Annotated in this window: 23 protein-coding genes and 1 riboswitch; of the genes, 19 read left to right on the forward strand and 4 right to left on the reverse strand. The window is 70.8% G+C overall.

Translation table 11 applies throughout. The features are described 5' to 3' along the window. Window positions 1-4 precede the first annotated feature (4 nt). The 12 genes from LV79_RS20555 to LV79_RS20610 all read left to right on the forward strand — a co-directional run bounded on the left by LV79_RS20555 (window position 5) and on the right by LV79_RS20610 (window position 13,166). Window positions 5-514, forward strand: a complete 510-nt coding sequence (locus LV79_RS20555) for a DinB family protein (protein ID WP_253839255.1) — start codon at window positions 5-7, stop codon at window positions 512-514. A 190-nt stretch (window positions 515-704) separates the two neighbouring features. Then, entirely contained in the window at window positions 705-2,093 is a 1,389-nt protein-coding gene (ftsZ, locus tag LV79_RS20560; protein ID WP_253839257.1) for a cell division protein FtsZ, read from the forward strand. A gap of 66 nt (window positions 2,094-2,159) precedes the next feature. Next, complete coding sequence (gene pgeF / locus LV79_RS20565; RefSeq protein ID WP_253839260.1) at window positions 2,160-2,864, forward strand: peptidoglycan editing factor PgeF; 705 nt, start codon at window positions 2,160-2,162, stop codon at window positions 2,862-2,864. Beyond that, entirely contained in the window at window positions 2,861-3,589 is a 729-nt protein-coding gene (locus LV79_RS20570; RefSeq protein WP_253839262.1) for a YggS family pyridoxal phosphate-dependent enzyme, read from the forward strand. The genes pgeF and LV79_RS20570 overlap by 4 nt, the downstream gene beginning before the upstream one ends. 113 nt (window positions 3,590-3,702) lie before the next feature. Beyond that, window positions 3,703-4,329, forward strand: coding sequence for a cell division protein SepF (locus LV79_RS20575; RefSeq protein WP_253839264.1), 627 nt, complete (start codon window positions 3,703-3,705; stop codon window positions 4,327-4,329). 19 nt (window positions 4,330-4,348) lie between these two features. After that, window positions 4,349-4,633, forward strand: a complete 285-nt coding sequence (locus LV79_RS20580; protein WP_372440361.1) for a YggT family protein — start codon at window positions 4,349-4,351, stop codon at window positions 4,631-4,633. Window positions 4,634-4,682: 49 nt separating this feature from the next. After that, complete coding sequence (gene wag31, locus LV79_RS20585) at window positions 4,683-5,507, forward strand: DivIVA-like cell division protein Wag31 (RefSeq protein WP_253839266.1); 825 nt, start codon at window positions 4,683-4,685, stop codon at window positions 5,505-5,507. 61 nt (window positions 5,508-5,568) lie between these two features. Continuing rightward, window positions 5,569-6,132, forward strand: coding sequence for a hypothetical protein (locus LV79_RS20590; RefSeq protein WP_253839268.1), 564 nt, complete (start codon window positions 5,569-5,571; stop codon window positions 6,130-6,132). 55 nt (window positions 6,133-6,187) lie between these two features. Then, a complete protein-coding gene (locus LV79_RS20595) occupies window positions 6,188-7,411 on the forward strand; it encodes an MFS transporter (protein ID WP_253839276.1) in 1,224 nt (407 codons plus the stop codon). Window positions 7,412-7,422: 11 nt separating this feature from the next. After that, window positions 7,423-8,046, forward strand: coding sequence for a hypothetical protein (locus LV79_RS20600; protein ID WP_253839278.1), 624 nt, complete (start codon window positions 7,423-7,425; stop codon window positions 8,044-8,046). 220 nt (window positions 8,047-8,266) lie between these two features. Then, window positions 8,267-11,404: an isoleucine--tRNA ligase gene (gene ileS / locus LV79_RS20605; protein WP_253839280.1), complete on the forward strand. Its 3,138-nt coding sequence runs from the start codon at window positions 8,267-8,269 to the stop codon at window positions 11,402-11,404. Between the two features lie 304 nt (window positions 11,405-11,708). Then, on the forward strand, window positions 11,709-13,166 hold the full coding sequence (locus tag LV79_RS20610; protein ID WP_253839282.1) for a penicillin-binding transpeptidase domain-containing protein: 1,458 nt from the start codon (window positions 11,709-11,711) through the stop codon (window positions 13,164-13,166). Between the two features lie 3 nt (window positions 13,167-13,169). Here LV79_RS20610 and LV79_RS20615 read toward each other — a convergent pair whose 3' ends face one another. Both LV79_RS20615 and LV79_RS20620 read right to left on the reverse strand, forming a co-directional pair. Beyond that, on the reverse strand, window positions 13,170-14,957 hold the full coding sequence (locus LV79_RS20615; RefSeq protein ID WP_253839284.1) for an ArnT family glycosyltransferase: 1,788 nt from the start codon (window positions 14,955-14,957) through the stop codon (window positions 13,170-13,172). Between the two features lie 545 nt (window positions 14,958-15,502). Next, window positions 15,503-15,985, reverse strand: coding sequence for an SRPBCC family protein (locus LV79_RS20620; RefSeq protein ID WP_253839286.1), 483 nt, complete (start codon window positions 15,983-15,985; stop codon window positions 15,503-15,505). A gap of 51 nt (window positions 15,986-16,036) precedes the next feature. On the opposite strand from LV79_RS20620, the gene LV79_RS20625 reads away from it, so the two are divergent. The 7 genes from LV79_RS20625 to LV79_RS20655 all read left to right on the forward strand — a co-directional run bounded on the left by LV79_RS20625 (window position 16,037) and on the right by LV79_RS20655 (window position 22,432). Then, a complete protein-coding gene (locus tag LV79_RS20625) occupies window positions 16,037-16,609 on the forward strand; it encodes a TetR/AcrR family transcriptional regulator (protein WP_253839288.1) in 573 nt (190 codons plus the stop codon). Then, window positions 16,606-16,884 (forward strand): DUF167 domain-containing protein, encoded by a 279-nt coding sequence (locus tag LV79_RS20630; RefSeq protein WP_253839290.1) that lies wholly within the window; start codon window positions 16,606-16,608, stop codon window positions 16,882-16,884. Before LV79_RS20625 ends, LV79_RS20630 begins: the two co-directional genes overlap by 4 nt. An 85-nt stretch (window positions 16,885-16,969) precedes the next feature. After that, on the forward strand, window positions 16,970-18,451 hold the full coding sequence (locus tag LV79_RS20635; RefSeq protein WP_253839292.1) for a potassium/proton antiporter: 1,482 nt from the start codon (window positions 16,970-16,972) through the stop codon (window positions 18,449-18,451). A 55-nt stretch (window positions 18,452-18,506) separates the two neighbouring features. Then, a riboswitch (SAM riboswitch) is annotated at window positions 18,507-18,622 on the forward strand. A gap of 40 nt (window positions 18,623-18,662) precedes the next feature. Further along, window positions 18,663-20,018 (forward strand): aminotransferase class V-fold PLP-dependent enzyme, encoded by a 1,356-nt coding sequence (locus LV79_RS20640; RefSeq protein WP_253839294.1) that lies wholly within the window; start codon window positions 18,663-18,665, stop codon window positions 20,016-20,018. 43 nt (window positions 20,019-20,061) lie between these two features. Continuing rightward, window positions 20,062-20,667 carry a signal peptidase II gene (lspA, locus tag LV79_RS20645; RefSeq protein ID WP_253839296.1) on the forward strand — a complete coding sequence of 202 codons (606 nt, stop codon included), beginning with the start codon at window positions 20,062-20,064 and terminating at the stop codon, window positions 20,665-20,667. Then, entirely contained in the window at window positions 20,664-21,593 is a 930-nt protein-coding gene (locus LV79_RS20650; RefSeq protein ID WP_253839298.1) for an RluA family pseudouridine synthase, read from the forward strand. Before lspA ends, LV79_RS20650 begins: the two co-directional genes overlap by 4 nt. Before the next feature lie 62 nt (window positions 21,594-21,655). Then, the gene (locus LV79_RS20655; RefSeq protein WP_253839300.1) at window positions 21,656-22,432 is read left to right on the forward strand and encodes a hypothetical protein; all 777 of its coding nucleotides are present in this window, start codon (window positions 21,656-21,658) and stop codon (window positions 22,430-22,432) included. A 4-nt stretch (window positions 22,433-22,436) separates the two neighbouring features. Here the strand turns inward: LV79_RS20655 and LV79_RS20660 are convergent, their stop codons facing one another. Together LV79_RS20660 and LV79_RS20665 are read right to left on the reverse strand one after the other, a co-directional pair. Further along, window positions 22,437-23,381, reverse strand: a complete 945-nt coding sequence (locus LV79_RS20660; protein ID WP_253839302.1) for an Lrp/AsnC family transcriptional regulator — start codon at window positions 23,379-23,381, stop codon at window positions 22,437-22,439. A 78-nt stretch (window positions 23,382-23,459) separates the two neighbouring features. After that, window positions 23,460-24,095, reverse strand: coding sequence for a nucleoside/nucleotide kinase family protein (locus LV79_RS20665; RefSeq protein ID WP_253839304.1), 636 nt, complete (start codon window positions 24,093-24,095; stop codon window positions 23,460-23,462). Between the last annotated feature and the right edge of the window lie 50 nt (window positions 24,096-24,145).

The following is a 24,145-nucleotide window of genomic DNA, read 5'->3' on the forward strand; positions in this document are numbered from 1 at the left end:
GCACATGACCGATTCCGCTGACACCCGCGTCGAGCCGCCCTACACCGGCGACGAGCGCCAACAGCTCACTGCGTTCCTGGACTTCCTGCGCGGCACCATCGCGCACAAGTCCGCGGGCCTGTCCGAGCCGGACGCCCACCGCTCCGTCCTGCCCTCCCCGCTGATGACCGTCGCCGGGCTGCTCTCGCACCTGCGCTGGGTGGAGGCCTATTGGTTCGACGTCTCGCTCGGCGGCCAACCAAACCGCGCGCCCTACAGCGCCGAACGCCCGGACGGCGAGTTCGAGATCGCCGCCGACCTGTCCCTCGACCAGCTGCTCGCCGACTACGCCGAGCAGTGCGCGCGCAGCCGCGAGGTGACGGCGGCGATGGGGCTCGACGACACCGTCGCCTTCCGCGGTGAGCACCGGTTGAGCCTGCGCTGGGTGCTCATCCACATGATCGAGGAGACCGGGCGGCACGCCGGGCACCTGGACGTGATCCGCGAGCTGCTCGACGGCGTCACCGGGGAGTGAACGGGGCGCCCGCACGGTCGGTGACCAACAACCGCGAGCCCGCACGGCGTGGCGGCTGGATCGAGACCAGTCCTATGCCTACCTTCCTTGCCAGGTCCGGGGTTGACATCACCCTCACTCTCTGGTTGAGGTCGAGGGTTTCGCCGGCCGGGTACCCGCACCACTGATGACGACAAGGAAGGCGGCTTCGATGACGCCCCCGCACAACTACCTCGCCGTGATAAAGGTCGTCGGCATCGGTGGCGGCGGCGTGAACGCCGTCAACCGGATGATCGAGGTCGGTCTCAAGGGTGTCGAGTTCATCGCGGTGAACACCGACGCGCAGGCGCTGCTGATGTCCGACGCCGACGTCAAGCTCGACATCGGCCGGGAACTGACCAGGGGCCTCGGCGCGGGCGCCAACCCCGAGGTCGGGCACAAGGCCGCCGAGGACCACCGCGAGGAGATCGAGGAGGTCCTCAAGGGGGCCGACATGGTCTTCGTGACCGCGGGCGAGGGCGGCGGCACCGGCACCGGCGGCGCCCCCGTGGTCGCCTCGATCGCGCGCAAGCTCGGCGCGCTCACCATCGGCGTGGTCACCCGCCCGTTCTCCTTCGAGGGCAAGCGGCGCGCGCGCCAGGCCGAGGACGGCATCACCGACCTGCGCAACGAGTGCGACACGCTCATCGTCATCCCCAACGACCGGCTGCTGCAGCTCGGCGACGTCGGCGTGAGCCTGATGGACGCCTTCCGCTCCGCCGACGAGGTGCTGCTCTCCGGTGTGCAGGGCATCACCGACCTGATCACCACCCCCGGTCTGATCAACCTGGACTTCGCCGACGTCAAGAGCGTGATGTCCGGCGCGGGCAGCGCGCTGATGGGCATCGGCTCCGCGCGCGGTGAGGGCCGGGCGGTCACCGCCGCGGAGAAGGCCATCAACTCCCCGCTGCTGGAGGCCTCGATGGACGGCGCGCACGGCGTCCTGCTGGCCATCGCGGGCGGCTCCGACCTCGGGCTGTTCGAGATCAACGAGTCGGCGTCGCTGGTGCAGGAGGCCGCGCACCCCGAGGCCAACATCATCTTCGGCACGGTGATCGACGACTCCCTCGGCGACGAGGTCCGGGTGACCGTGATCGCCGCCGGGTTCGACAGCGGCGGCCCGACGCACAAGAAGCTCGACCCGACCGCGTTCGGCACCCGGTCGTCCACCGCGACCGCGTCGGCGCAGTCCGGCCAGGTCCAGGCGGACCAGCAGCCGGTCCAGCACCAGCAGCCCGCGCCGCCCCAGCAGCAGACCCAGCAGCCGGTGGCGCTGCCGGAGCAGGGTTACCAGACGCAGCAGCCGATCCAGCAGCAGCCGCAGCAGACCCAGCACCAGCAGCCGCAGCACCAGCAGGTCCAGCACCACCAGCAGCAGCCCGCGCAGCACCAGCAGCAGGCCCCGGTCGGCTACCGGCAGGACTACCAGCAGCAGGGCGCCCCGGCGCAGCCGCTGCCCAGCGTGCGGGCCAGCCAGGGCGGCGGCCTGTCCGGTCGCGCTGTCCCGGTCACCGAGGACCCCGACGACGAGGTCGACGTGCCGCCCTTCATGCGGCGGTAGCACGCGGCGGTTCGCGGGGACGCTAGGTTTGGAGTAGGTCAACTCCTAGCGGGTGTGGGGTGTGGTGTGCGGATTCGGCGCGTGGTCACGACACGCGAGGGCGGGGCGTCCACGGCGCCGTACGACTCGTTCAACCTGGGCGACCACGTCGGTGACGACCCGGCGGCGGTGACCGCCAACCGCGACCGGCTGGCCAGGGAACTCGATCTGCCCGCCGACCACCTCGTGTGGATGGAGCAGGTGCACGGCCGCACCGTCGGTGTGGTCGACGGGCCCGTGCCCGACAAACTCGAGGCGACTGACGCGGTCGTGACCGCCAGGACGGGCTTGGCCCTCGTCGTCCTCGTCGCTGACTGCGTCCCCGTGCTGCTCGCCGACCCCGAGGCCGGGGTCGTCGGAGCCGTGCACGCGGGACGGGTGGGTGCGCGCGTCGGTGTCGTCCCCGCCGCGCTCAAGGCGATGGTCGAGGCCGGTGCCGACGTGGACCGGGTCGAGGTGCTGCTCGGTCCCTCCATCTGCGGTGAGTGCTACGAGGTGCCGCAGGACATGCAGACCGATGTGGAGCGGCACCTGCCCGGCACCGCCTGCCGGACCCGCAAGGGCACGCCCGGGTTGGACCTGCGCGCGGGGCTGTGGCGGCAGCTCGCCGACGCCGGGGTCGCCAAGATCGGCATCGATCCCCGGTGCACGAACGGGGAGCGCACCCTGTTCAGTCACCGCAGGGAAGGCACCACTGGGCGATTGGCCGCCGTCACCTGGGTGGAGCCGTGACCGATCGCGCCGCCGAGATCGCGGCCAACCTGGCCGAGGTCCTGGCCAGGATCGACGCCGCGTGCGCCAAGGCGGACCGCGACCCGGCCGGGGTGCGCCTCCTGGCTGTGACGAAGACCTTCCCGGTCGAGGACGCCGCCGCCCTGGTGGACCTCGGTGTGGTCGACCTGGCCGAGAACCGGGAGCAGGAAGCCGGTCCGAAGGCCGAGGCGCTGGCCGGGCTGCGGCCCGACGCGCACGTCCGCTGGCACATGGTGGGCCGCCTCCAGCGCAACAAGGCCAGGTCCGTGGTCCGCTGGGCCGCCCAGGTCCAGTCCGTCGACTCAGGACGCCTGGCTGACGCCCTGGCCAAGGCCGTGGCCGCGGCGATCGAGGCGGGGGAGCGCGCCGAACCCCTCGAGGTGTTGCTGCAAGCCAGCATCGACGGCGACCCGGCGCGTGGCGGCTGCCCGCTCGAGGACCTCCCGGCACTCGCCGAACAGGTAATTCGATCGAGTGATCTTCACCTCCGCGGGATCATGGCGGTGGCGCCGTTGGGCACGCAACCCGAGGTCGCGTTCGAACGTCTAGCGGGTGCCGCGGGCAGGTTGCGGGCCGAGTTCCCCTCGGCCACCGAGCTGTCCTGCGGCATGAGTAACGATCTCGAGCAGGCGATCGACTACGGGTCGACGTGCGTGCGTGTCGGAACCGCGCTGCTGGGGGGACGCGGGCTAGCCTCCCCTTAGCAGGAACGGACCCCGGCAGGCAAGATCGCCGAAGCCCGGGGTTGAGCCTTGCGGGGACGTGGTAGTCGGACAACGCGCGCACGACCACGCTCGGGGAATCCGGAGGAACGGCTATGAGCACGCTGCAGAAGCTGAAGGCCTACTTCGGCATGGTCCCGGCGGACGAGCTCGACGACTACGAGGCCGAGGAGTACGACCGGCGGGGTTACCGCCCGGAGTACGCCGAGGACGAGTTCGAGGACTACCCGGGTGGCAGGCGCCGGTGGTTCGGCGGCCAGCAGCGCCTCTACCGGGACGAGGTCGAGGAGGACTACGAGCCGACCGAGCGGACCCGGCCACGCCCCGCGTGGACGCCCGCGGTCGCCCCGGAGCAACCCACCCACGGCGCGTTGGCCGTCGACGCGCGCCGGGAGCCCCCCGCCGTGCGCCAGCGGCAGCCGGAACCGACCGCCGGATATCCACTCGGACGGGTGATCACATTGCACCCGCGCAGCTACATCGAGGCCAGGACGATCGGCGAGCACTACCGCGACGGCCGACCGGTCATCATGAACCTGACCGAGATGGACGACGCGGACGCCAAACGCCTGGTCGACTTCGCCGCCGGGCTGGCCTTCGCCATGCGCGGCTCGATGGACAAGGTCACCAACAAGGTGTTCTTGATCTCACCACCCAACGTCGACCCCACCGCTGAGGACAAGCGGAGGTTGGCCGAGGGTGGGTTCGCCACCCGAAGCTGAGTGATGGCACAGTTGACTCGTGGAACCACTGCTCCTCGCCGCCTTCTGGGTGTTGTTCGCCTTCTGGCTGCTGCTCACCGCGCGGGTCGTGGTGGAACTCGTCCGCACGTTCGCCAGGGACTGGCGCCCGGCGGGTGGGGTTGCGGTAACGCTGGAGACCATCTACACAGTGACCGACCCTCCGGTGCGTCTGGTCCGTCGGCTCATCCCGACGATCCGGATCGGAGGCGTGGGCCTGGACCTATCGATTATGGTGCTGCTGTTGGTCGTATTCATCTTGATGCGACTGGCGTATCCCGGGTGAACGGGGAACCCCGGGATGCCCGCAGCCCTGGAGTGCGTGAGGTGATCAGATGTCGTTGACCCCCGCTGACGTGCACAACGTCGCGTTCAGCAAGCCTCCCATCGGCAAGCGGGGCTACAACGAGGACGAGGTGGACGCGTTCCTCGACTTGGTCGAGGTGGAGCTCTCCCGCCTGATCGAGGAGAACAACGACCTGCGTGCGCAGGTCGAGCAGCTCGACGCGCAGCTGGAGTCCACCCGCGCGGACCTGGAGGACGCCCGCAGCGCGGGTGCCCCGGTCGCCCCGGTGCGCCCGGTGGAGGAGCCGCGGCGCCTGCAGCCGGTGCCGCCGCCGAGCTCGCTGGAGCAGACCAACCCCGGCGGTGGTGGCGACCACCACGTGCAGGCGGCCAAGGTCCTCGGGCTCGCCCAGGAGATGGCCGACCGGCTCACCGGCGAGGCCAAGGCCGAGGCGGACGGGATGCTCGCCGAGGCGCGCACCAAGTCCGAGCAGCTGCTCTCCGAGGCGCGGGCGAAGTCGGACACCATGGTCAACGAGGCCCGCACCAGGGCCGAGACCATGCTCAACGACGCGCGGACCAGGGCCGAGACGCTGGAGCGGCAGGCCCGTGAGAAGGCCACCACGCTCGAGCGCGACGCCCAGCGCCAGCACACCGAGATCATCGGAGCCGTGCAGGCCGAGCGGACCACGCTGGAGAAGAAGATCGACGAGCTGCGGACCTTCGAGCGCGAGTACCGCACCCGGCTCAAGACGTTCCTGGAGTCCAGCCTGCGTGAGCTCGGTGACCGCGGTTCCGCGGCGCCGACCACCGAGGGCCGGGGCGCCGGGCAGCAGAGCGGCTACTCCTTCGGCCCGCGCGCCGAGGCAGGCTGATCCAGTCCACGGGCAGGCGGCGGGTGGCTGACACCCGCCGCGCCCTGGCTGGGACCGCGTCGTGCTGGTTCTCGTCCTGGTCCTCGTGCTCGGCGCCTTCGGGCTGCTGGTCGCCGCCCTCACCACGGCCAACACCGTGTGGGCCTGGATCTCGGTGGTCATCTCCGTGGTGGCCGCCGCGATCCTGCTGGTCGACTGGCTCGGCTCTCGGCGGCGCCGCGCACCGCTGGACACTCCCGCACCGGGGCCGATCGGGGCCCCGGACATCGAGCGGATCGACCCGCCCCCACCGGCCGATCCCCCCGCCGCCGACGTGGTCGTCGGTGTGCCCGCTGACCCTGGCGCGCTCGACCTCGACCAGGAACCGGCGGAAGAGTCGACTGACGCCGCCGACCTCCTCGTGGTCTCCGAGCTCCGAGTCGACGTGCGTGTCCTCGACGAGCGGCCGCGCTACCACCTGTCGAGCTGCGGCTGGCTCGGCTCCCGGTCCTCGATAGAGCTACCTGTCGCCGAGGCCCGTCAGCTGGGCTTCACCCCGTGCGCCCATTGCACCCCGGACGCCGCCTTGGCCGCCGAGTACCGGGCAGCGCGCGGTCCACACGAGACCGAACCACCGGCGGGATGACCAGCGTCACCCGGGATCTCCCCTGCGTGGGGAGCCGGGTTGGCAAGCTGATGGGGTGACAACCACCACACCCCGGCTCGGGGCCGACTTCGCCCGGCTGTGGACGACCTCGGCGCTGACCAACACCGCGGACGGCATCATGATCGCCGCCGGTCCGCTGCTGGTCTCCCGGCTGACCGACGACCCGGCTGCCATCGGCGCGGTCGCGTTCGTGGGGCAGCTGCCGTGGTTGCTGTTCTCATTGGTCAGCGGTGTGCTGGTGGACCGGTGGAACCGCCGTCGGGTCGTAGTGGCGGTGAACGTCTACCGCGCTGTCGTCATCGGTGGTCTTGCCTTGGCCGTGGCGACCGGCAACGCCAGTGTGTGGTTGGTCTACCTGGCGTTCTTCCTCGTTGGCGTCGGCGAGACCCTGGTCGACAACGCCGCGGGCGCTCTAGTGCCGGACATCGTCGCGGTCGAGCTGCTGCCTAGCGCCAACGCGCGGCAACAGGGCGTGTCGATCGTGGCCAACATGTTCGTCGCCCCGCCGCTGGGCGCCGCGCTGTTCGTCGTGGCGGCCGCGTTGCCGTTCAGCCTAGAGGCGGCGCTGTTCGCTCTTGGGGCCTTGGTGGCCGCGACCCTGCGGCACCGACCGCCGCCGCGTCCCGTCGAACGCCGGAGCCGGATGCGTGACGAGATCGTCGAAGGCCTGCGGTGGGCGTGGTCGCACAAGCTGCTGCGGTCGATGGCGGTGTCGCTGTGCCTGATGAACATCGCGTTGATGGCGACCATCGCGATCCTCGTGCTCTACGCGCAGCAGCGGCTCGGGCTCGACGAGTTCGGGTTCGGTCTGCTGTTCGCCGCGGTGGCCGCCGGGGGACTGCTCGGCTCCGCGCTCGCCCCGTGGTTGCAGTGGCGGGTGGGCGACAGCCTGCTGGTCCGGGTCGGCCTGCTCATCGAGACCGCCACCCACTTCGGGTTGGCCACCACCACCGACCCGTGGGTGGCGGGTGGCATCAACTTCCTGTTCGGTGTGCACGGCGCGGTACTCGGCGTCGTGCTGACCTCCGTGCGGCACCGCGCGGTCCCGGAGCACCTGCGCGGTCGAGTGGGCAGCGTGTACTCGCTGCTGGTCATCGGCGGGTCGGCCATCGGGTCGTTGATCGGTGGGTTCGTCGCGCGCGGGTTCGGGGTGACCGCGCCCTTCTGGGCCGCGGGCGTGGCTATGGTTGTGCTGACCGCCGTGGTGTGGCGCGGGTTCCGGCCCGCGGCGTTCGCCGCCGAGGCGGGACACCCCTAGCGGAGGTGGGCATGCCGGTCGACGGGTACTGCGAGCGCACCGGGCCGGAGTTCTGGTCCGAGCCGGTCAACGCGTGGACCAACGTCGCGTTCCTGATCGCCGTGTTCCTGGCGTACCGGCACGTTCGTCGCGTGGGCGCGCCCGCATGCGTCAACGCGCTCGTAGTGATCCTCGCGGTGATCGGACTCGGTAGCTTCACCTTCCACACGGTCGCGACGCGCTGGGCGGCGGCGTTAGACGTAACGCCGATCCTCGTGTTCATGCTGACCTACGTCATCGTCTTCGCCAGGGTGTTCCTGGAGCTGCGGTGGCGTTGGGCGTGGTTGGCGGCTCCGGTGTTCGTGGCGTTCGCGGTGGTGGTGAACCTCGTGATCGGCGGTGGGAGCTACCTGCCCGCGCTGCTCGGGATGGTGGTGCTCGCGGTGCTGCTCGCCGTCCGGGGTGAGCGTGACTACGCGCTGTGGTTCGCCGGCATCGCTGCCACCTTCGGTGTGTCGCTCACCTTGCGCACGGTTGACTCCGCTGTCTGCGCCGGATTCCCGCTCGGTACGCACTTCGCCTGGCACGTGTGCAACGCGGTGGTGCTCTACCTGCTCATCCGGGTGGCGGCGAACCGGGTTGCGGGCCGGAGTTAGACTTGGTCGTACAGGCACCGATCCGGCCATCACCGGGGAGCCTCCGGAAGAACGGGCGCCAGCCCCAGTAGACCCGGACGGGACGGCCCGTCACAGCCGACCGAACGAGTGGTCACCTCTCCAGGTGGCAAGCGGGGTGGTACCGCGGCGCGCGACGGCCAGGGAGTCGTCCGGGTCGTCCCCGTGTGGGTCCGACCGATCCGTACGAGGAGTACCACCCATGGGTTACCCCAGGGCGTTCACCGGCGAGCCGACCGCGCCCGCCCAGCCGTCCTTCCCGAACCTGGAGACCGCGGTACTGGAGCACTGGTCCGCCGACCGGACCTTCCAGGCCTCTGTGGACGCCAGGCCCGCCGGTGACAACGGCGGCAACGAGTTCGTCTTCTACGACGGCCCCCCCTTCGCCAACGGCCTGCCGCACTACGGCCACCTGCTGACCGGGTACGTCAAGGACCTGGTCCCGCGCTACCAGACGATGCGCGGCAAGCACGTGGAGCGCCGGTTCGGCTGGGACACCCACGGCCTGCCCGCCGAGGTGGAGGCGGAGAAGCAGCTCGGGTTCTCCTCCAAGAGCGACATCGAGACCTTCGGCATCGAGAAGTTCAACGACGTCTGCCGCACGTCCGTGCTGCGCTACACCGACCAGTGGCGCGACTACGTGACCCGGCAGGCGCGGTGGGTCGACTTCGACAACGACTACAAGACCCTCGACCTGGACTACATGGAGTCCGTCATGTGGGCCTTCAAGTCCTTGTACGACAAGGGCTTGGTCTACGAGGGCTTCCGGGTGCTCTGGTACTGCTGGCGTTGTGAGACACCGCTGTCCAACACCGAGACCAAGATGGACGACACCTACCGCGACCGTCAGGACCCTGCTGTCACGGTAGGCCTAAGGTTGCAGGCTCCCGGTACAGACCTCGACGGCGTCCAGGCTCTTGTGTGGACGACGACCCCGTGGACGCTGCCGTCCAACCTCGCGGCCGCCGTGCACCCCGATGTCGACTACGTCGTCGTCGACTCCAACGGGCAGCGCTACCTGCTCGCTGAGGCTCGCGTTGGCGCGTACGCGCGCGAGTTGGGCGAGGACCTACCCGTTGTCGCGCGGTACAAGGGCAGCGACTTGCTCGGTACGAGCTACCTGCCGCCATTCGACTTCTTCGTCGGTCGCACCAACGCGCACCAGGTCCTCGCGGCGGACTACGTCACCACCGAGGACGGCACGGGCATCGTGCACATCGCCCCCGCCTTCGGTGAGGAGGACAAGCTCGTCACCGACGCCGCGGGCATCGAGGTCGTGATCCCGGTCGACCCGCACGGCAGGTTCACCGCCGAGGTCGCGCCCTACGAGGGGCAGCACGTCTTCGACGCCAACAAGCAGATCATCCGCGACCTCAAGGACGCGGGCCTGCTGCTGCGCCACGAGACCTACGACCACCCGTACCCGCACTGCTGGCGCTGCGACAACGCGCTGATCCAGCGCGCGGTCTCGTCCTGGTTCGTCGCGGTCACCCAGTTCAAGGACCGGATGGTCGAGCTGAACCAGCAGATCAACTGGGTGCCTGGGCACATCAAGGACGGCCAGTTCGGCAAGTGGCTGGAGAACGCGCGCGACTGGAACATCTCGCGCAACCGGTTCTGGGGCTCGCCGATCCCGGTGTGGGTTTCGGACGACCCGGAGTACCCGCGCGTGGACGTGTACGGCTCGCTCGAGGAGTTGGAGCGGGACTTCGGCTCGCGCCCGACCGACCTGCACCGGCCGTCGATCGACGAGCTGACCCGGCCCAACCCGGACGACCCGACCGGGGCGTCCACCATGCGCCGGGTGCCCGAGGTGCTGGACTGCTGGTTCGAGTCCGGCGCGATGTCCTTCGCCCAGGTGCACTACCCGTTCGAGAACCGCGAGTGGTTCGAGGACCACTACCCGGGTGATTTCATCGTCGAGTACAACGGCCAGACGCGCGGCTGGTTCTACACGATGCACGTGCTGGCCACCGCGCTGTTCGACCGGCCCGCGTTCACCAACTGCGTGGCGCACGGCATCGTGCTGGGCGACGACGGGCAGAAGATGTCCAAGTCGCGCAAGAACTACCCGGACGTCAACGAGGTGTTCGACCGGGACGGGTCCGACGCGATGCGCTGGTTCCTCATGGCCAGCCCGATCCTGCGCGGCGGCGACCTCGTCGTCACCGAGCGCGGTATCCGGGACGCGGTCCGCCAAGCCGTACTGCCCCTCTGGAACTCTTACTACTTCCTTGCCCTCTATGCGAATGCGGAAGGCAAGGACGGTAGGTGGCGCACGGACTCTAAGCACGTGCTCGACCGCTACGTCCTGGCCAAGACCCGGAAGTTGGTCGAGTCGGTCACGGCCGCGCTCGACGACTACGACATCTCCGGTGCCTGCCAGACCGTGCGCGAGTACCTGGAGGTGCTGACCAACTGGTACGTGCGCCGGTCCCGGGACCGGTTCTGGGCGGGCGACACCGAGGCGATCGACACGCTGCACACGGTGCTGGAGACCGTCTCCAGGCTGACCGCGCCGCTGCTGCCGTTCACCGCGGAGGTCGTGTGGCGCGGGCTGACCGGTGGCCGTTCGGTGCACCTGACCGACTGGCCGGACGCGGTGGACCTGCCCGGTGACGACGTGCTCGTCGCGGGCATGGACCGGGTGCGCCAGGTGTGCTCGGCGGCGTTGGCGCTGCGCAAGGCGAACAAGCTGCGGGTCCGGCTGCCGCTGGCCACGCTGCTCGTCGCCGCGCAGGACGCCGAGGTGCTCGCCCCGTTCACCGAGCTGATCCGCGACGAGGTCAACGTCAAGGCGGTCGAGCTGACCACCGACGTCGCCGCGCACGGGCACTTCGAGCTGGTGGTCAACGCGCGCGCGTGCGGCCCCCGTCTCGGCCCGGACGTGCAGAAGGTGATCCGCGCGGTCAAGGCGGGCGAGTGGTCGACCACCGAGTCCGGCGCGGTCGTGGCGGCGGGCATCGAGCTGCGGGACGGCGAGTACGAGCGGCGCCTGGTGGCCACCGACGCGGGTGCCACCGCCGAGCTGCCCGCCAGCTCGGGCCTGGTCGTGCTCGACACGGCGGTCACCGCGGAGCTCGCCGCCGAGGGTGCCGCGCGGGACCTGATCCGGATCGTGCAGCAGGCCCGCCGGGACGCGGGGCTTGAGGTGTCCGACCGGATCGTGCTGACCGTGGACACCTCCAGCGCGCCCGAGCTCGACGACGTGCTCGCGGCGCACCGCGACTTCGTCGCGCAGGAGGTCCTCGCGGACGCGGTCGAGACCGGTACGGCTACCGCCGCCGAGGGCACTGTCGGCGACGGTCTCGCTGTGCGCGTGGATGTGCGCAAGGTGTGATGGTGTGGTGCCAAGGCCGTGGCTTTCCGCTGGTTTCGCTGGTAGCGGGAGGCCACGGCCTGGCATCGTGTGCCGAGCCGCGTGAGAGGCACGTGGCTCGGGACGCACTGGGGGTAAGGGCGTGTCGCAAGCGCGTAGGCGGTGGATCCTCGCCATTGGCGGGGTCGCCGTTGTCGCTATCGTCGGATTAGCGTTGTTCGTGTTGGTGCCAGGTGATCCTGACCCGACGCCGGACCTCGCTAGCGCCCAGAGCGGCAGTGGGCTGACCAGTGCTCCCGCGGAGCCCAAACTCAGCGCCTCTCAGGTGTCAGAGCAGTTCTTGCGCGCGGTGTCCACGCAGCAGTTCAGCACCGCGGCGCAGTTGACCGATGACCCTGCCGCTGCGGAGGGGCTTCTTACTGCGGTCAACAGCGCGCTTCGACCGGACGCTGTTATCGCTACCGTGAACGCACTGCCGGAAGAGGGCGCGGCTCAGCCCACCGCCACCTTCCAACTCGCCTGGCAGATCACCGGCGGTCAGACCTGGAAGTACGCCAGTTCCTTCGGGCTGGTCCGGTCCGGGCAGCGCTGGGTGGTGCACTGGGCGTCGACCCTGGTGCACCCGCGCCTCGTGCCGGGCAGCAAGCTCGCGCTCATCGGTGCCGCAGGCCAGCCCACCGCCGTCGTCGACAAGAACGGCGAGCCGGTGCTGACCTGGCAGGGCGCCACCGCCACCGCCGCCGACCCGAAGCTCGCGCCGATGCTGATCGGGGCGATGTCGCGGACGGTCACGCCGCAGGACGAGGCGGGCACCAGCCGGGTCGCGCTGGTCGACGCCGGGGGCAAGGAGATCGAGAACCTGTTCGGCACGGTCACCCCGCCCAAGGACCCGCTGCGCACCACGGTCAGCGTCAAGGTGCAGCACGCGGCCCAGGCGGCGGTCGACTCGGTGTCGGCGCCCGCGTACCTCGTCGCGATCCAGCCGTCGACCGGCGGGATCCTCGCGGTCGCGCAGAACTCGACGGCGGGGACGGCGCCCAAGGCCCTCAACGGCCTCTACCCGCCGGGGTCGACGTTCAAGGTGGTGACCGGCGCGGCCGCGCTCGGCTCGGGCAAGGCGACCGCGAACACCGTGCTGCCCTGCCCGGGGTCGAAGGTGATCGGCACCAGGACCATCCGCAACGCCGACTTCGACCTCGGTGACGTGCCGCTGCACACCGCGTTCGCCAAGTCCTGCAACACCACCTTCGCCCAGCTGGCCGCCGACCTGCCGCTGGACGCGCTGCCCAGGGCCGCCGCCCAGTTCGGGTTCGCCGCCGACTTCGAGATCCCCGGGCTGACCACCCAGACCGGCCGGGTCGACGCCGCGAGCGGGGTCGCCCAGCAGGCGGAGAACAGCATCGGGCAGGGCACGGTGCAGACCAGCCCGTTCGGCCTGGCGCTGATGGTGGCGACGGTGGCCAAGGGCGGGCCGGTGACCCCGCAGCTGTTCACCACGGTCAAGACGACGGTGCGGACCGGCTACAAAGGACCGTCCGGCGCGGTGATCGCGGACCTGCGCTCGATGATGCGCGAGGTCGTCACGGCCGGGCGCGGTGAGGCGCTGCGCGGGTACGGCGCTGTGCACGGCAAGACCGGCACGGCGCAGTTCGGCGACGGGGCGCAGGCGCACGGGTGGTTCGCCGGGTATAGAGACGATGTCGCGTTCGCGGTGCTGGTGGAGAACGCTGGTGCTGCGGCGCCTGCGGTGTCGGTGACAGGGAAGTTCCTCGGCGCCATCTAGCTCTTAGCCGAACGGGATGAGTAGCCCTGCCGGGGTGCCTGCCGGGTAGCGGATAAGGACACCTTCCGACGTGGTGGTGACCGACTCCGGGCGTAGGACGCCGTTCTGGTTGGTGAAGAACTGCGCCAACTCGTCGGCAGGCTCCTCTGCGGCAGTCAGCAATGCCTGTCGACGAGGCTGGTTAGCGGCGTCTTCGCCCGCTACCTCGGGCAGGGCTGTTACCCGTACCGGACGCGTTTGCGCTAACGCGGACAACGTCGTGAGTAGGCGGGGGTCCGTGCGGCCGGTACGGAGGGTCTGGTCGACGGTGGTCGGCGCGGCGATCCTCGGAGAATCGGCCACCTTGGCTCCCATATCCGCGCGCGCTTGCCGCTCCTCGGTGTCCGGTAGGCCTGCCGTCGACGGGCGGTGGATCTCTACGCGGTCGCGCCCCGCACCGAAGACAGCGACAACCTCCGCGGACGCGGCAGCTTCGGCGAGTGCTGGTCGATGCGGTAGGACTAGCCGAAGCCCGGGCGTGACTACCAGCCAGGACTGGGCAGAACATGTTGCGGGACAGTCAAGCGAGAGCTTTGCGGCCTGGGGATCGCGCCCGTCGCGGAGTAGTTCGACCCAGGTGATCCCGTCGGTGACTACAGGTGTGGCTGGCAGGTTCTCCTGCAGCCAAAGGGAAGCGTCGGCGACAGGTTTCGGGTCGGCGCGGCTGGAGGTCGCCATGCGGAGGCCACCCATCCACGCAGGCAACGCTGTAGCGGCTAGGACCACGCCGAGGATCGCGGCGGGCATTCGCGGTGGGCGGGTCGCGCGCTCAACGGAGCCGGTGATCAGTAGAGCCACTGGAGCGACCGCTAGTGCAAGAGCTGCTGTGCCGGGTCCGCCGGGGATTAGCGCTACCGCGATGAGAGCGAGGGTGCCGACCGCTAGAGGACGGAGGACGTAAGAGAAGAGGGCGAGCAGTGTGGCTAAGAGGCCTGCTGTTGCCAGCAACGGGTCTATCGCGAGCCAGTCGTAGGCGCGGGGTCCTTCGGCAGCGATGAGAAGCCCGGCTAGTCCGGCGGCTACCCCCATGCCTATCCCGGTGCCTAAGACGAAGAGGGACGCGAGCATGAGGGACAACCGCTTGCGGCGGCGACGCCAGATCAGCCAGGCGGCGGTGACGACCAGCAGGATGGTCACGGGTGCCGTGATGACGGCGATGACGAGGAACAACGTTGCCCAGAGGTCAGGCGCGAGTCGTCGGTGCTTGCGGGGGGTCCACAGGAGTGCGATTCCGGCGAGGGCCCAGGGCATGGCGAGGTTCTCGGGTCTTACGCCTAACTGGAGTCCTAGCGCCATAGGGGAGACGGCAGCGATACCGACGGCTATTGCGCCTGTCAGCCGCGATAAGCCCATCCTGCGCGATAGCACCCACATCAAGATGGCCGTGATCGCCGCCGTGATGACCATCGGCTCTCTTGCGGCGCCCAGGGCTGTTGAGTGTCTGACGAACGAATCGGTAAGAGACGTGTAGCCGCCTGCCTGTAACCACGCCAAAGGGGAGGCGTTTGCGTCCAGGAGCTTGCCGAGCGAGTCGACGGCGAAGACCTGCGCAACGTTGCGACCCTCACCGGGCTGCGCGGGGGAGTCGATCGCCCCGAGGCGCAGCACGGCCCCGAGCGCCGCCACGGCGCCCACCGCGGTGATGGTGAGGATGTCGAGGTCGAGTGCCTTGGCCCGTGCCTGCGCGGCGGCCCACACGCTCCGCACGCCGAACCGGTCGGGTGACTCCGCGCTCCAGCGGTGAGAGGTCATGTGGCTGCCCGCTCGGCCGTCCCGGCGACCACCGGGAGCGAGCCGGAACCCCCTTCGATGGCCGATCCGGCATGACGGTCGCCCCATCGTAATCCCGTGCAAACGCAAGTGCACAGTGCAACTTTGCGTGGTCAGCGGTAGGGCCTTACGAGTGATGCAGCAGCGCTTGATACGCCATTTGGGTGTCTGCCGTCGGCCGCTCGCGTTCGTGCTCGAGGGGCCACTGGCTGGTCCACGATCGGGTGAATCACGGTGCGGTCAGTGGTGCTCGCCCAGGTCGCGCCCATCCACAAGGGGTCGAGTTGTCCACAGGCCACCGCGACCCTTCGCGCCGACCCCCACCCCCGGTAGACTGGCACTGGGGACGCCCCCCGGAGAGGGTGGGGGCCGGGCAGGGGGTGGTCGCGCGCGGGCGCGCGAGCCGGGGGTGGTGTGTGTGGCGGGATCTCTAGGGCGTGTGGGGACTGGGCTCGGTGGGGTCTCTAGACGCGCATGGCGGGGCGCCGGGCGGGCGGGGCTGGGGGTGGGTTAGAGGGATGGTGGGGCTAGAGGCGGATGCGGCGGAGGACGCGGACGTGGCGGGACCAATGGGCGGGGTGGGCTGGTGGGGTTCCTAGGGCGGTTTGAACGTTGTCGAAGAGGTCTTCCATGAGGGCGTCGTGGAGCCAGCGGATGGCTAGGGGCCAGGTGAGGTGGCCGAGGCCTCTTGGGCGGCCGTAGAGGTCGTGGCGCAAGACCGAGGTTTCGGTTGTGGGGCCTGTCAAGAGCGACAGGGCGTGGCCGCCGGTGATGGGGGCGTCGGGGGCGAAGGTGAAGGCGGCGTGCTGGCCTGGGGTGTAGGCGGTGCAGGTGTAGTGGATGGGGCCGTGGCCGCCGGTGGCGCCGGGGGACAGGGGGCGGTCCAGGCGGAGGGCGGGCCAGTGCTGGGACGGCCACGTGGTTCCGCCGGGGGTGGCGAGGTCGTCGATCAGGTGGGCCGCGTGGGCTGGTGGCACGGCGAGGGTGCGCTGGTGGCGGTTGCGGATCATGCCGCGAACCATACGCCACCGTATGGTTTGACCGTACGGTAACGTATGGCCGTGGTGCGCAGGACACGGGACGACTGGACGGCCGCGGCGTTGGCGGCGCTGGCGGAGGGCGGGGTGGCGGCGGTCGCCGTCGAGCCGCTCGCCGCTCGGGCCGGGGCGACCAAGGGCAGTGTCTACTGGCACTTCCCGACCAGGGACGCGCTCGTCGAGGCGACGCTGGTGCGCTGGGAGCACGAGCACACCGAGGCCGTCATCGCGCACGCCGAGCAGGGGACGACCCCGCTGGAGCGGTTGCGCCGGTTGATCAGCGCCGTCGTGCAGCCGCAGCGCGGGGTGGACGTGGAGCTGGCGCTGCAGGCCAGCCTCGGCGACCCGTTGGTCGCGGCGGCCGTCGCCAGGGTCGGCGCGCGCCGGATGGACTACGTGGTCACGCTCTTCACCCAACTCGGCTTCACCCGCGCCCAGGCCCGCCGCCGCGCCATCACCGCGTACTCGACCTACCTCGGGCACGCCCAGCTCCAGCGCGCCAACCCCGCCGTCGTGCCGCGCACCCCCGCCGCCCGGCGCGCCTACATCGCCGACGTGATGCGCATCCTGCTGGCCGAACCGGACGGTGACGGGTGAGGTTCGGCGTCCGGGTCAAGCCGGGCGCGCGGCGTGAAGCCGTCGGTGGGCGCTGGGGCGACGGCGACGCGTTGGTGGTCGCCGTGGCGGCGGCCGCGGTGGAGGGCAAGGCGAACGAGGCGGTGCGGCGGGCGCTCGCCGCGGCGTTCGGGGTGCGGTCGCGGGACGTGGTGATCGTGTCGGGGGAGCGGGGGCGCGACAAGGTCGTGGAGATCGACCCCGCCCCGCCGGACGGCCCAGCGGCGCTGGTGCGGCTGCTCGCCGCCGGTTCGTGATCACCGCCTCACCTTCGGGTGGGTGCGCGACCCGGTGGCCGGGCAAGGGACAATGCTCGCGATACGGACGGGATCTGGAGGTGGCGTGCAGGAGCTGACCTTCGCGCTGGGAATCGGTGCGGCTGTCCTGCTGGTCGCGGTGTTCGCGGTGCGGGCCTCGGTCCGGCTGGGTCTGCCGTCGCTCCTGCTGTACCTGGGACTCGGCCTGGTCATCGGCGAGGCCGGGCTGGGCATCGAGTTCTCCAACGCCGAGCTGACCCAGTCGCTCGGGCTCGCGGCGCTGGTGCTCATCCTCGCCGAGGGCGGGCTCACCACCCGCTGGAGCGAGGTCAAGACCGCGCTGCTGCCCGGGATCGCACTGTCCACACTGGCCGTGGTGATCACGATCCTGGTCACCGGCGCGGGATTGCACTGGCTGCTCGGGTTCGACTGGCGGTTGGCGTTGCTGTGGGGCGCCGTGCTCGCCTCCACGGACGCCGCAGCGGTGTTCAGCGTGCTACGCCGGTTGTCCGTGTCGCGCAAGCTCGTCGGGTCGCTAGAACTCGAGAGCGGTATCAACGACGCCCCCAGCTACATCGCCGTCGTTGTCCTTGCCTCGTCCGATGAGGTCGACTGGCTGCTTTCGGTCACCGCCGCCTACGAACTTTGTGTTGGTGCTGCGATTGGCCTAGCGCTGGGGTGGGTTGGTTCGCACGCACTGCGCAGGGCAGCTCTACCGTCGACCGGTCTATACCCGCTGGCCACAGTCGCCGTGTGTGTGTTGGCCTTCGCAGGTGGACAGAGCGTGCACGCGTCCGGACTGTTGGCGACCTACCTAGCAGCGTTAGTCCTAGGCAACGCCCGGCTGCCTCACCGCTCTGACACCATCTCGTTCGCCGAGGGGCTGGGCTGGCTGGCGCAGATCGGCCTGTTCGTCCTCTTGGGACTCTTCGCCTCGCCGTCCCGCCTGCTCGACGCGGTCGTGCCGGGGCTGGTCGCGGGCGCGGTGATCACCCTGATCGCCAGACCGCTGTCGGTGGTCATCTCGATGCTGCCGTTCCGGATGCCCTGGCGCGAACAGGTCTTCCTCTCCTGGGCCGGGTTGCGCGGCGCGGTCCCGATCGTGCTCGCCATGATCCCGCTCTCGCAGGGCGTCCCCGGCGCGCAGCACCTGGTCGACGCGGTGTTCGTCCTGGTCATCGTGCTGACCCTGGTGCAGGGCAGCACGCTCGCCGGGCTGGCCAGGCTGCTCAAGCTCGACGGCGGCGCGCACGCCAAGGAGGTGGAGGTCGACGTCGCCACACTCGACGAGCTCGACGCCGAACTCCTGCAGGTCACCATCCCCGACGGCTCCAAGCTGCACGGCGTCTACCTGCGCGAGCTCCGCCTGCCGGAGGGTGCCACGGTCAGCCTCGTGGCCAGGTCCGGCGCCGGGTTCACCCCGGTGGGCACGACGCGCCTGCAAGAGGGCGACCAGATCCTGATCGTGGCCACCCAGCAGGCCAAGGCCGCGACCGAGCGGCGCATCCGCGCGGTCGACCGGGCGGGCCGCTACGCGCGGTGGCGGGGTGAGACCGGGGAGGAGTGATCCAGGCCTCACCCGCTCGAATCGGCGCCGAGGCGTCCGATATGGTGGACGACAAGGTAATGAGCGCCAGCGTCAAACCCCGGTTTGCTGGCCGGCAACCCTCCTCCGCGGTGGGGTGCCCCGGGTGAATACCTGGTCCTCCCGCGCAGTGCGGGCGGACAAGCGCGGACCCGCCGATCACCGCTCCGGGTCCCGGACCTGGAGGTCGGCCATGACGCTCGCTGTTCCCACCGCCCGAGTCGAGCAGGCGCCGCTGCCGCTCACCGTGCCCACCGTCGCCGGTGCGCGACTCGACGTCCCGCTGGTCGACGGCACCCGGGTGCCCTACGCCAACCTCGACCACGCCGCCAGCGCGCCGTGCCTGGACGCGGTCCGCGACGCCGTCGACGAGCTGCTGCCCTGGTACGCCAGCGTGCACCGCGGCGCCGGGTTCGCCTCCCAGGTCAGCACCAAGGTCTACGAGCGGGCGCGCCGCGTGCTGCGCCGGTTCGTCGGCGCCGACGCGACCGACACCGTGGTGTTCACCCGCAACACCACCGACAGCCTGAACCTGCTGGCCAAGGCCCTGCCCAAGGGCACGTCGGTCGTCTTGTTCGACACCGAGCACCACGCCGCGCTGCTGCCGTGGCGCGGACCGTCCGTGCACCGCGTGGAGACCCCGGCGAGCGCGGGCGACGCCGTGCTCGCGCTCGACAAGGCGCTACAGGCCACCCCGACCGGTCCGCGCCTGGTGGTGCTGACCGCCGCCTCTAACGTCACCGGCGAGGTCTGGCCGATCAAGTCTCTTACCGAGGTCGCGCGCCGTCACGGTGCCCGCGTCGTGCTCGACGCCGCGCAGCTCGCCCCGCACCGCCAGATCGACATCCGCGCGCTCGACGTCGACTACGTGGCGCTCTCCGGCCACAAGCTCTACGCCCCGTTCGGCGCGGGCGCGCTCATCGGCCGCGCCGACTGGCTCAAGGCCGCCGAGCCGTACCTGGTCGGCGGCGGCGCGACCGCGCAGGTCGTCGACTGGGGCGACCACCTGGGTGTGGCCTGGGCGAACGTCCCCGAGCGGCACGAGGCGGGCTCGCCCAACGTCGTCGGCGCGCACGCCCTCGCCGTCGCCTGCGACACCCTGGCGCGCAACTGGGACGCCGTGGTGGACCACGAGCAGGTGCTGACCCGCAGGCTCCGCGCGGGCCTGGCCACCGTTCCCGGCCTGCGGTCGCTGAGCCTGTTCGGCGACGACCACGACCGGGTCGGCGTCGTCAGCTTCACCGTCGACGGCATCGAGTCCGGCCTGGTCGCGGCCGTGTTGTCCGCCGAGCACGGCATCGGCGTGCGCGACGGCGCGTTCTGCGCGCACATCGCCACCCGCAGGCTGCTCGGCCGGGTCGGGGCGCAGGAGGAGCGCGCCGTCCGGATCAGCATCGGCCTCGGCACCCGGGCCGAGCACGTCGACCGGGTGATCGCCGCGCTGCGCTCGCTGGTGGCCGACGGACCGGCCGTGGAGTACGCCGTCGTGGACGGCCGCTGGGGCCCGGTTCGCGACCCGCGACCCCTGCCCGCCTTCCTGGCGGAATAGCCCGCGCGGGTTAGTGGACAATGGCCCGGTGGACAATGGGCCGGTGAGCACCGAACGTGACGACGACAGTCCGGACAGCGGTCCGGACGACCAGGTGCGGGAGGGCGCGCCCGAACGGGGCGGGCTCGGCCGCAAGCGGGGGCTGATCCTCGTCGTCGCCGCGCTGCTGGTGTACGCGGCCGACCTGGTCACCAAGATCATCGTGACCGCCTCGCTGGCGGGCGAGGCGCCGATCCGGCTGCTCGGCGGCGCGGTGTACCTGCAGCTCGTGCGCAACCCGGGTGCCGCGTTCTCCATGGCGACCGGCATGACCTGGCTGTTCACCCTGATCGCCGCCGGTGTGGTGGTCGCGATCATCTGGATCCTGCCCAAGCTGCGCTCCACCGGCTGGGCGCTGGGCCTCGGGCTCGTCCTCGCGGGCGCCATGGGCAACCTGACCGACCGGATCTTCCGCGCCCCCGCCGTGTTCCAGGGCCACGTGGTCGACTTCGTGTCGGTCTTCGCGCCCGACGGCGACTTCTTCCCGGTCTTCAACGTCGCCGACGCGGGTATCTCCGTCGGCGGCGTCCTCATCGTGGTGATGGCGCTGCTCGGCCGCGACTACGACGGCACCATCACCCGCAAGCCCCGCAAGGAAGAAGACGCATGAGCGATTCCCGCACCCTCCCCGTCCCCGATGGCCTCGACGGCATGCGGGTCGACGCCGGGCTGTCCAAGCTGCTCGGCCTGTCGCGCACCGTCGCCGCGACCATCGCCGAGGCGGGCGACGTGCTCGTCGACGGCCGACCCGCGGGCAAGTCCGACCGGCTGCTGGCCGGGACCTGGCTCGAGGTGACCCTGCCCGAGCCCGACCGGCCGGTGGAGATCAAGGCCATCAAGGTCGAGGGCATGGAGATCGTCTACCAGGACGACGACGTGGTGGTGGTGGACAAGCCGGTCGGCGTCGCCGCGCACCCGAGTCCTGGGTGGAGCGGGACCACAGTGATCGGTGGTCTTGCCGCCGCCGGTATCCGTGTCTCCACCTCCGGCGCCGCTGAGCGCCAGGGTGTCGTGCACCGCCTCGACGTCGGTACGACTGGCGTGATGGTCGTCGCTAAGAGCGAGCACGCGTACACGGTCCTCAAGCGCGCGTTCAAGGAGAGGACCGTCGAGAAGCGGTACCACGCGCTGGTCCAGGGACACCCAGACCCGAGCGTTGGCACTATCGACGCCCCCATCGACCGCCACCCGCGTCACGACTACCGGTGGGCGGTTGTGGCCGGGGGCAAGCCGAGCATCACGCACTACGAGACGATCGAGGCGTTCCGCGCGGCCTCCCTCATGGACGTCAAGCTGGAGACCGGTCGCACGCACCAGATCCGCGTCCACTTCTCCGCGCTGCGCCACCCGTGCGTCGGCGACCTCACCTACGGCTCGGACCCGGTGCTGGCCAAGCGGTTGGGCCTGAACAGGCAGTGGCTGCACGCGCGGTCGCTGGGCTTCCACCACCCCGCCGACGGCACCTGGGTGGAGTTCACCAGCGAGTACCCGCCGGACCTCGCGGGCGCGCTCGCCGTGCTCGAGGCCGACTACTGACCGTCGCACCCGGACTCGCCGCTGGACAGATCAAGGACACCCGTTAACCCAGGGCCGTCCTCGTGCGACTGCCGGGTATGCGCAAGATCGCGTTGCTGCTCGCCGTCCTCGTCGTGGCCGGGGGCTGCGGGAACGTCGAGGTGTCCGCCCGCACCCCGGGTTTCCTGCCGGTGTCGGCGAGCGTGACGCTCAGCGAGCACAAGGTCGAGTTCAAGGGCGACCTGTCCTACGTGACCCCGCTCGGCGAGGTGAGCATCGGGCTCAAGATCGGCGAGGACGTCGAGCAGGACGTCGTCCGGGTGCGGTTCCGCGACCGCGACCGGCTCGGCGGCAGCGACCAGGTCTTCGACCTGCGCACCGGCGGCGACGAGTTCGAGGCGGTGCTGGAGGGCAAGCCGTCGGTGCGGGTCAAGGACCACGAGATCACCCTCGACATCACCGACGCCGCGGTGACCGAGATCCGGTTCCGCCAGACCGAGGAGTCGGTGCGAGCCGAGCGGGGCTGGTGGGCCAACGCCTTCTACCACCCGTTCGACCTGTTCCGGTGGGCCTACGACGACTCGACCATGGCGTCCTGGCCGCCGCTGGGGTTCCTCTGGTTCCTGCTGCGGCTGATCTTCGCCGTCGTGCTCGCGGTGGTCGACCTGTACCTGTCCGCAGTGTTCGTGCTCGGGTGGCTCGCGTCGCTGTTGTTCGGCAACAGCGCGGGCAACGCCGTGGTGGGGATCGCCGTTCTGGCGACCATCGCCGTGGTCGTGGCGGCAGTGGTGGCGCAGCGCAGGGCGGCGGCGGACGCGGCCATGCGGGAGTTCCGGCGCTGGTACGGCCCCGGCCTGTGAAGCGCTACTCAACCGCCCAGGTCAGGGTCAGGGCTTCCTCGTCGGGGCGGGGGCTCCAGCGGACCGAGGTGATCACCGTCTGCTCCGGCACCACGTACACCGTGTGCCCGCTGGCGATCTCGCCCGGCTGCACCCCGATCCGGTGCGGCGGCCGCGACGACAGCGACACCGGCGCCTTCGAGATCGACTGGCCGTCCGGGCTGACCAGCACCAGGTACAGGTCCGGCAGCGTCGCGAACGGCGTCGAGCCCCGGTTGGTCAACTCGGTGTGCACCACGATCGAGCGCTCGCCCGGCTGCAACCGGTACCCCGCCGCGGTGAACAGGTAGTCCGCCGGGTCGACGACCTCGACCAGCTGGATCGCCAGCCGCTCGCCCTCCAGGCCCGAGGTCTCCAGCACGGCGCCGACCTTGCCCTGGCGCGGCGTGCGCACCGCGGGCTGGGTGCGGTCCATCGGGCCGCCACCGGTGTTCGGCGGCTGGTCCCCGCGCGCCCAGCTGGAGCTCTGCGGCGGACCCCAGGTGCTGATCGGCTCGCCGACCGCGGCGAAGGGCTGGCTCGGCGGACCGGTCGGGACCGGGAACGGCGTGCTCGGCGGACCGGTGCGCTGGGGCTGGTGCTGCTGGTAGCCGGCGAACGGATCGGGCTGCGGCACGTACTGCTGCACCGGCTGCGGCACGACCTGCTGCTGGTAGGGCTGCGCGTAGACCGGTTGCTGCGGCGGGTAGCCCACCGGCGCCGACATCCTGGCCAGCGCGGCGCGCAGGCCGTTGGGGTCGCACTCCACGCCGACCAGCAGGGGCAGCCCCGAGCCGGAGAGCGCGACCAACCGCGCCGCCGCCTCCCTGGGGTCCATGCCTAGCCGCGCGGCCACCTCGTGCACCGCGGCCCTGCCCATCTCGGCCACCGCGGCGAGCAGGCGGGCGTCAACCGGATCCGTCACGCCCACGGACGCTACCCGGTCGCCTCCCGGCCCGCCCCGGAAGCCGTGGCCCGACACGTGATCTTGCCCTCGGTGATCACCCGCTCACACCGGGCTCTCGTCGAGCACCGCGGGGTGGCGCGGGTCGTCCACCCGGACACCGAGGTCGGCGGTGTGCAGCGGGCGCACCTCCGCGTCGTAGCGGGCGAACGCGGGCAGCGCCCAGTGGTCGTCCACCGGCAGCCGCCTGACCAGTGCGGGCGCCGACAGCCACAGGTGCGCCGACACCTCGTGCGGCAGTCCGCGGCCCAACAACAACTCGCCGTCGAGCAGCACCACACCGCCCGGGGGCAGGTCGGTGTAGTCAGCGCGGGTAGCCCTGTCCGTCACCGCGTTCCACAACGACGGGAGGACCTTGCCCGTGCCCGTCGGGCCAAGAGGGGCCAGCACCTCGCGCCGCAGGCCGCCCTCGTCGAGCCAGGTCTCGTAGCGCGCGTCCGAGTCTTGTTTGCCGCGTTCAAACCGCAACGAGGCTGGGCGCAGGAAGTCCACGGCGGACACCCGCAGCACCGGCCGACCCAGCACGCGGAGCCGCTCGGCGACGGCGTCGGCCAGCACGGCGGGCGTGGTCGGCGGCGCGCCGTCGACCACCACCCTGACCCACCCCCCGCCTGGGTGGCTGTGGACCCTCGCGGTCAGCTCATCGATCACCACGTCGGGTGACACCGGGCGCAGGCGCATGGTCACACTCTGTCCGCACAACGCCGCGCCGTCATCCGCATTCCCGCTTT

The organism is Actinokineospora globicatena (assembly GCF_024171945.1).
Classification (GTDB): domain Bacteria; phylum Actinomycetota; class Actinomycetes; order Mycobacteriales; family Pseudonocardiaceae; genus Actinokineospora; species Actinokineospora globicatena.

Coding starts and splice junctions, on each gene's coding strand:
- wag31 (WP_253839266.1), top strand. CDS start 4,683: ATGTCGTTGACCCCCGCTGACGTGCACAACGTCGCGTTCAGCAAGCCT.
- ftsZ (WP_253839257.1), top strand. CDS start 705: ATGACGCCCCCGCACAACTACCTCGCCGTGATAAAGGTCGTCGGCATC.
- ileS (WP_253839280.1), top strand. CDS start 8,267: ATGGGTTACCCCAGGGCGTTCACCGGCGAGCCGACCGCGCCCGCCCAG.
- LV79_RS20640 (WP_253839294.1), top strand. CDS start 18,663: ATGACGCTCGCTGTTCCCACCGCCCGAGTCGAGCAGGCGCCGCTGCCG.
- LV79_RS20620 (WP_253839286.1), bottom strand. CDS start 15,985: ATGATCCGCAACCGCCACCAGCGCACCCTCGCCGTGCCACCAGCCCAC.
- LV79_RS20575 (WP_253839264.1), top strand. CDS start 3,703: ATGAGCACGCTGCAGAAGCTGAAGGCCTACTTCGGCATGGTCCCGGCG.
- LV79_RS20665 (WP_253839304.1), bottom strand. CDS start 24,095: ATGCGCCTGCGCCCGGTGTCACCCGACGTGGTGATCGATGAGCTGACC.
- LV79_RS20555 (WP_253839255.1), top strand. CDS start 5: ATGACCGATTCCGCTGACACCCGCGTCGAGCCGCCCTACACCGGCGAC.
- LV79_RS20615 (WP_253839284.1), bottom strand. CDS start 14,957: ATGACCTCTCACCGCTGGAGCGCGGAGTCACCCGACCGGTTCGGCGTG.
- LV79_RS20600 (WP_253839278.1), top strand. CDS start 7,423: ATGCCGGTCGACGGGTACTGCGAGCGCACCGGGCCGGAGTTCTGGTCC.
- LV79_RS20650 (WP_253839298.1), top strand. CDS start 20,664: ATGAGCGATTCCCGCACCCTCCCCGTCCCCGATGGCCTCGACGGCATG.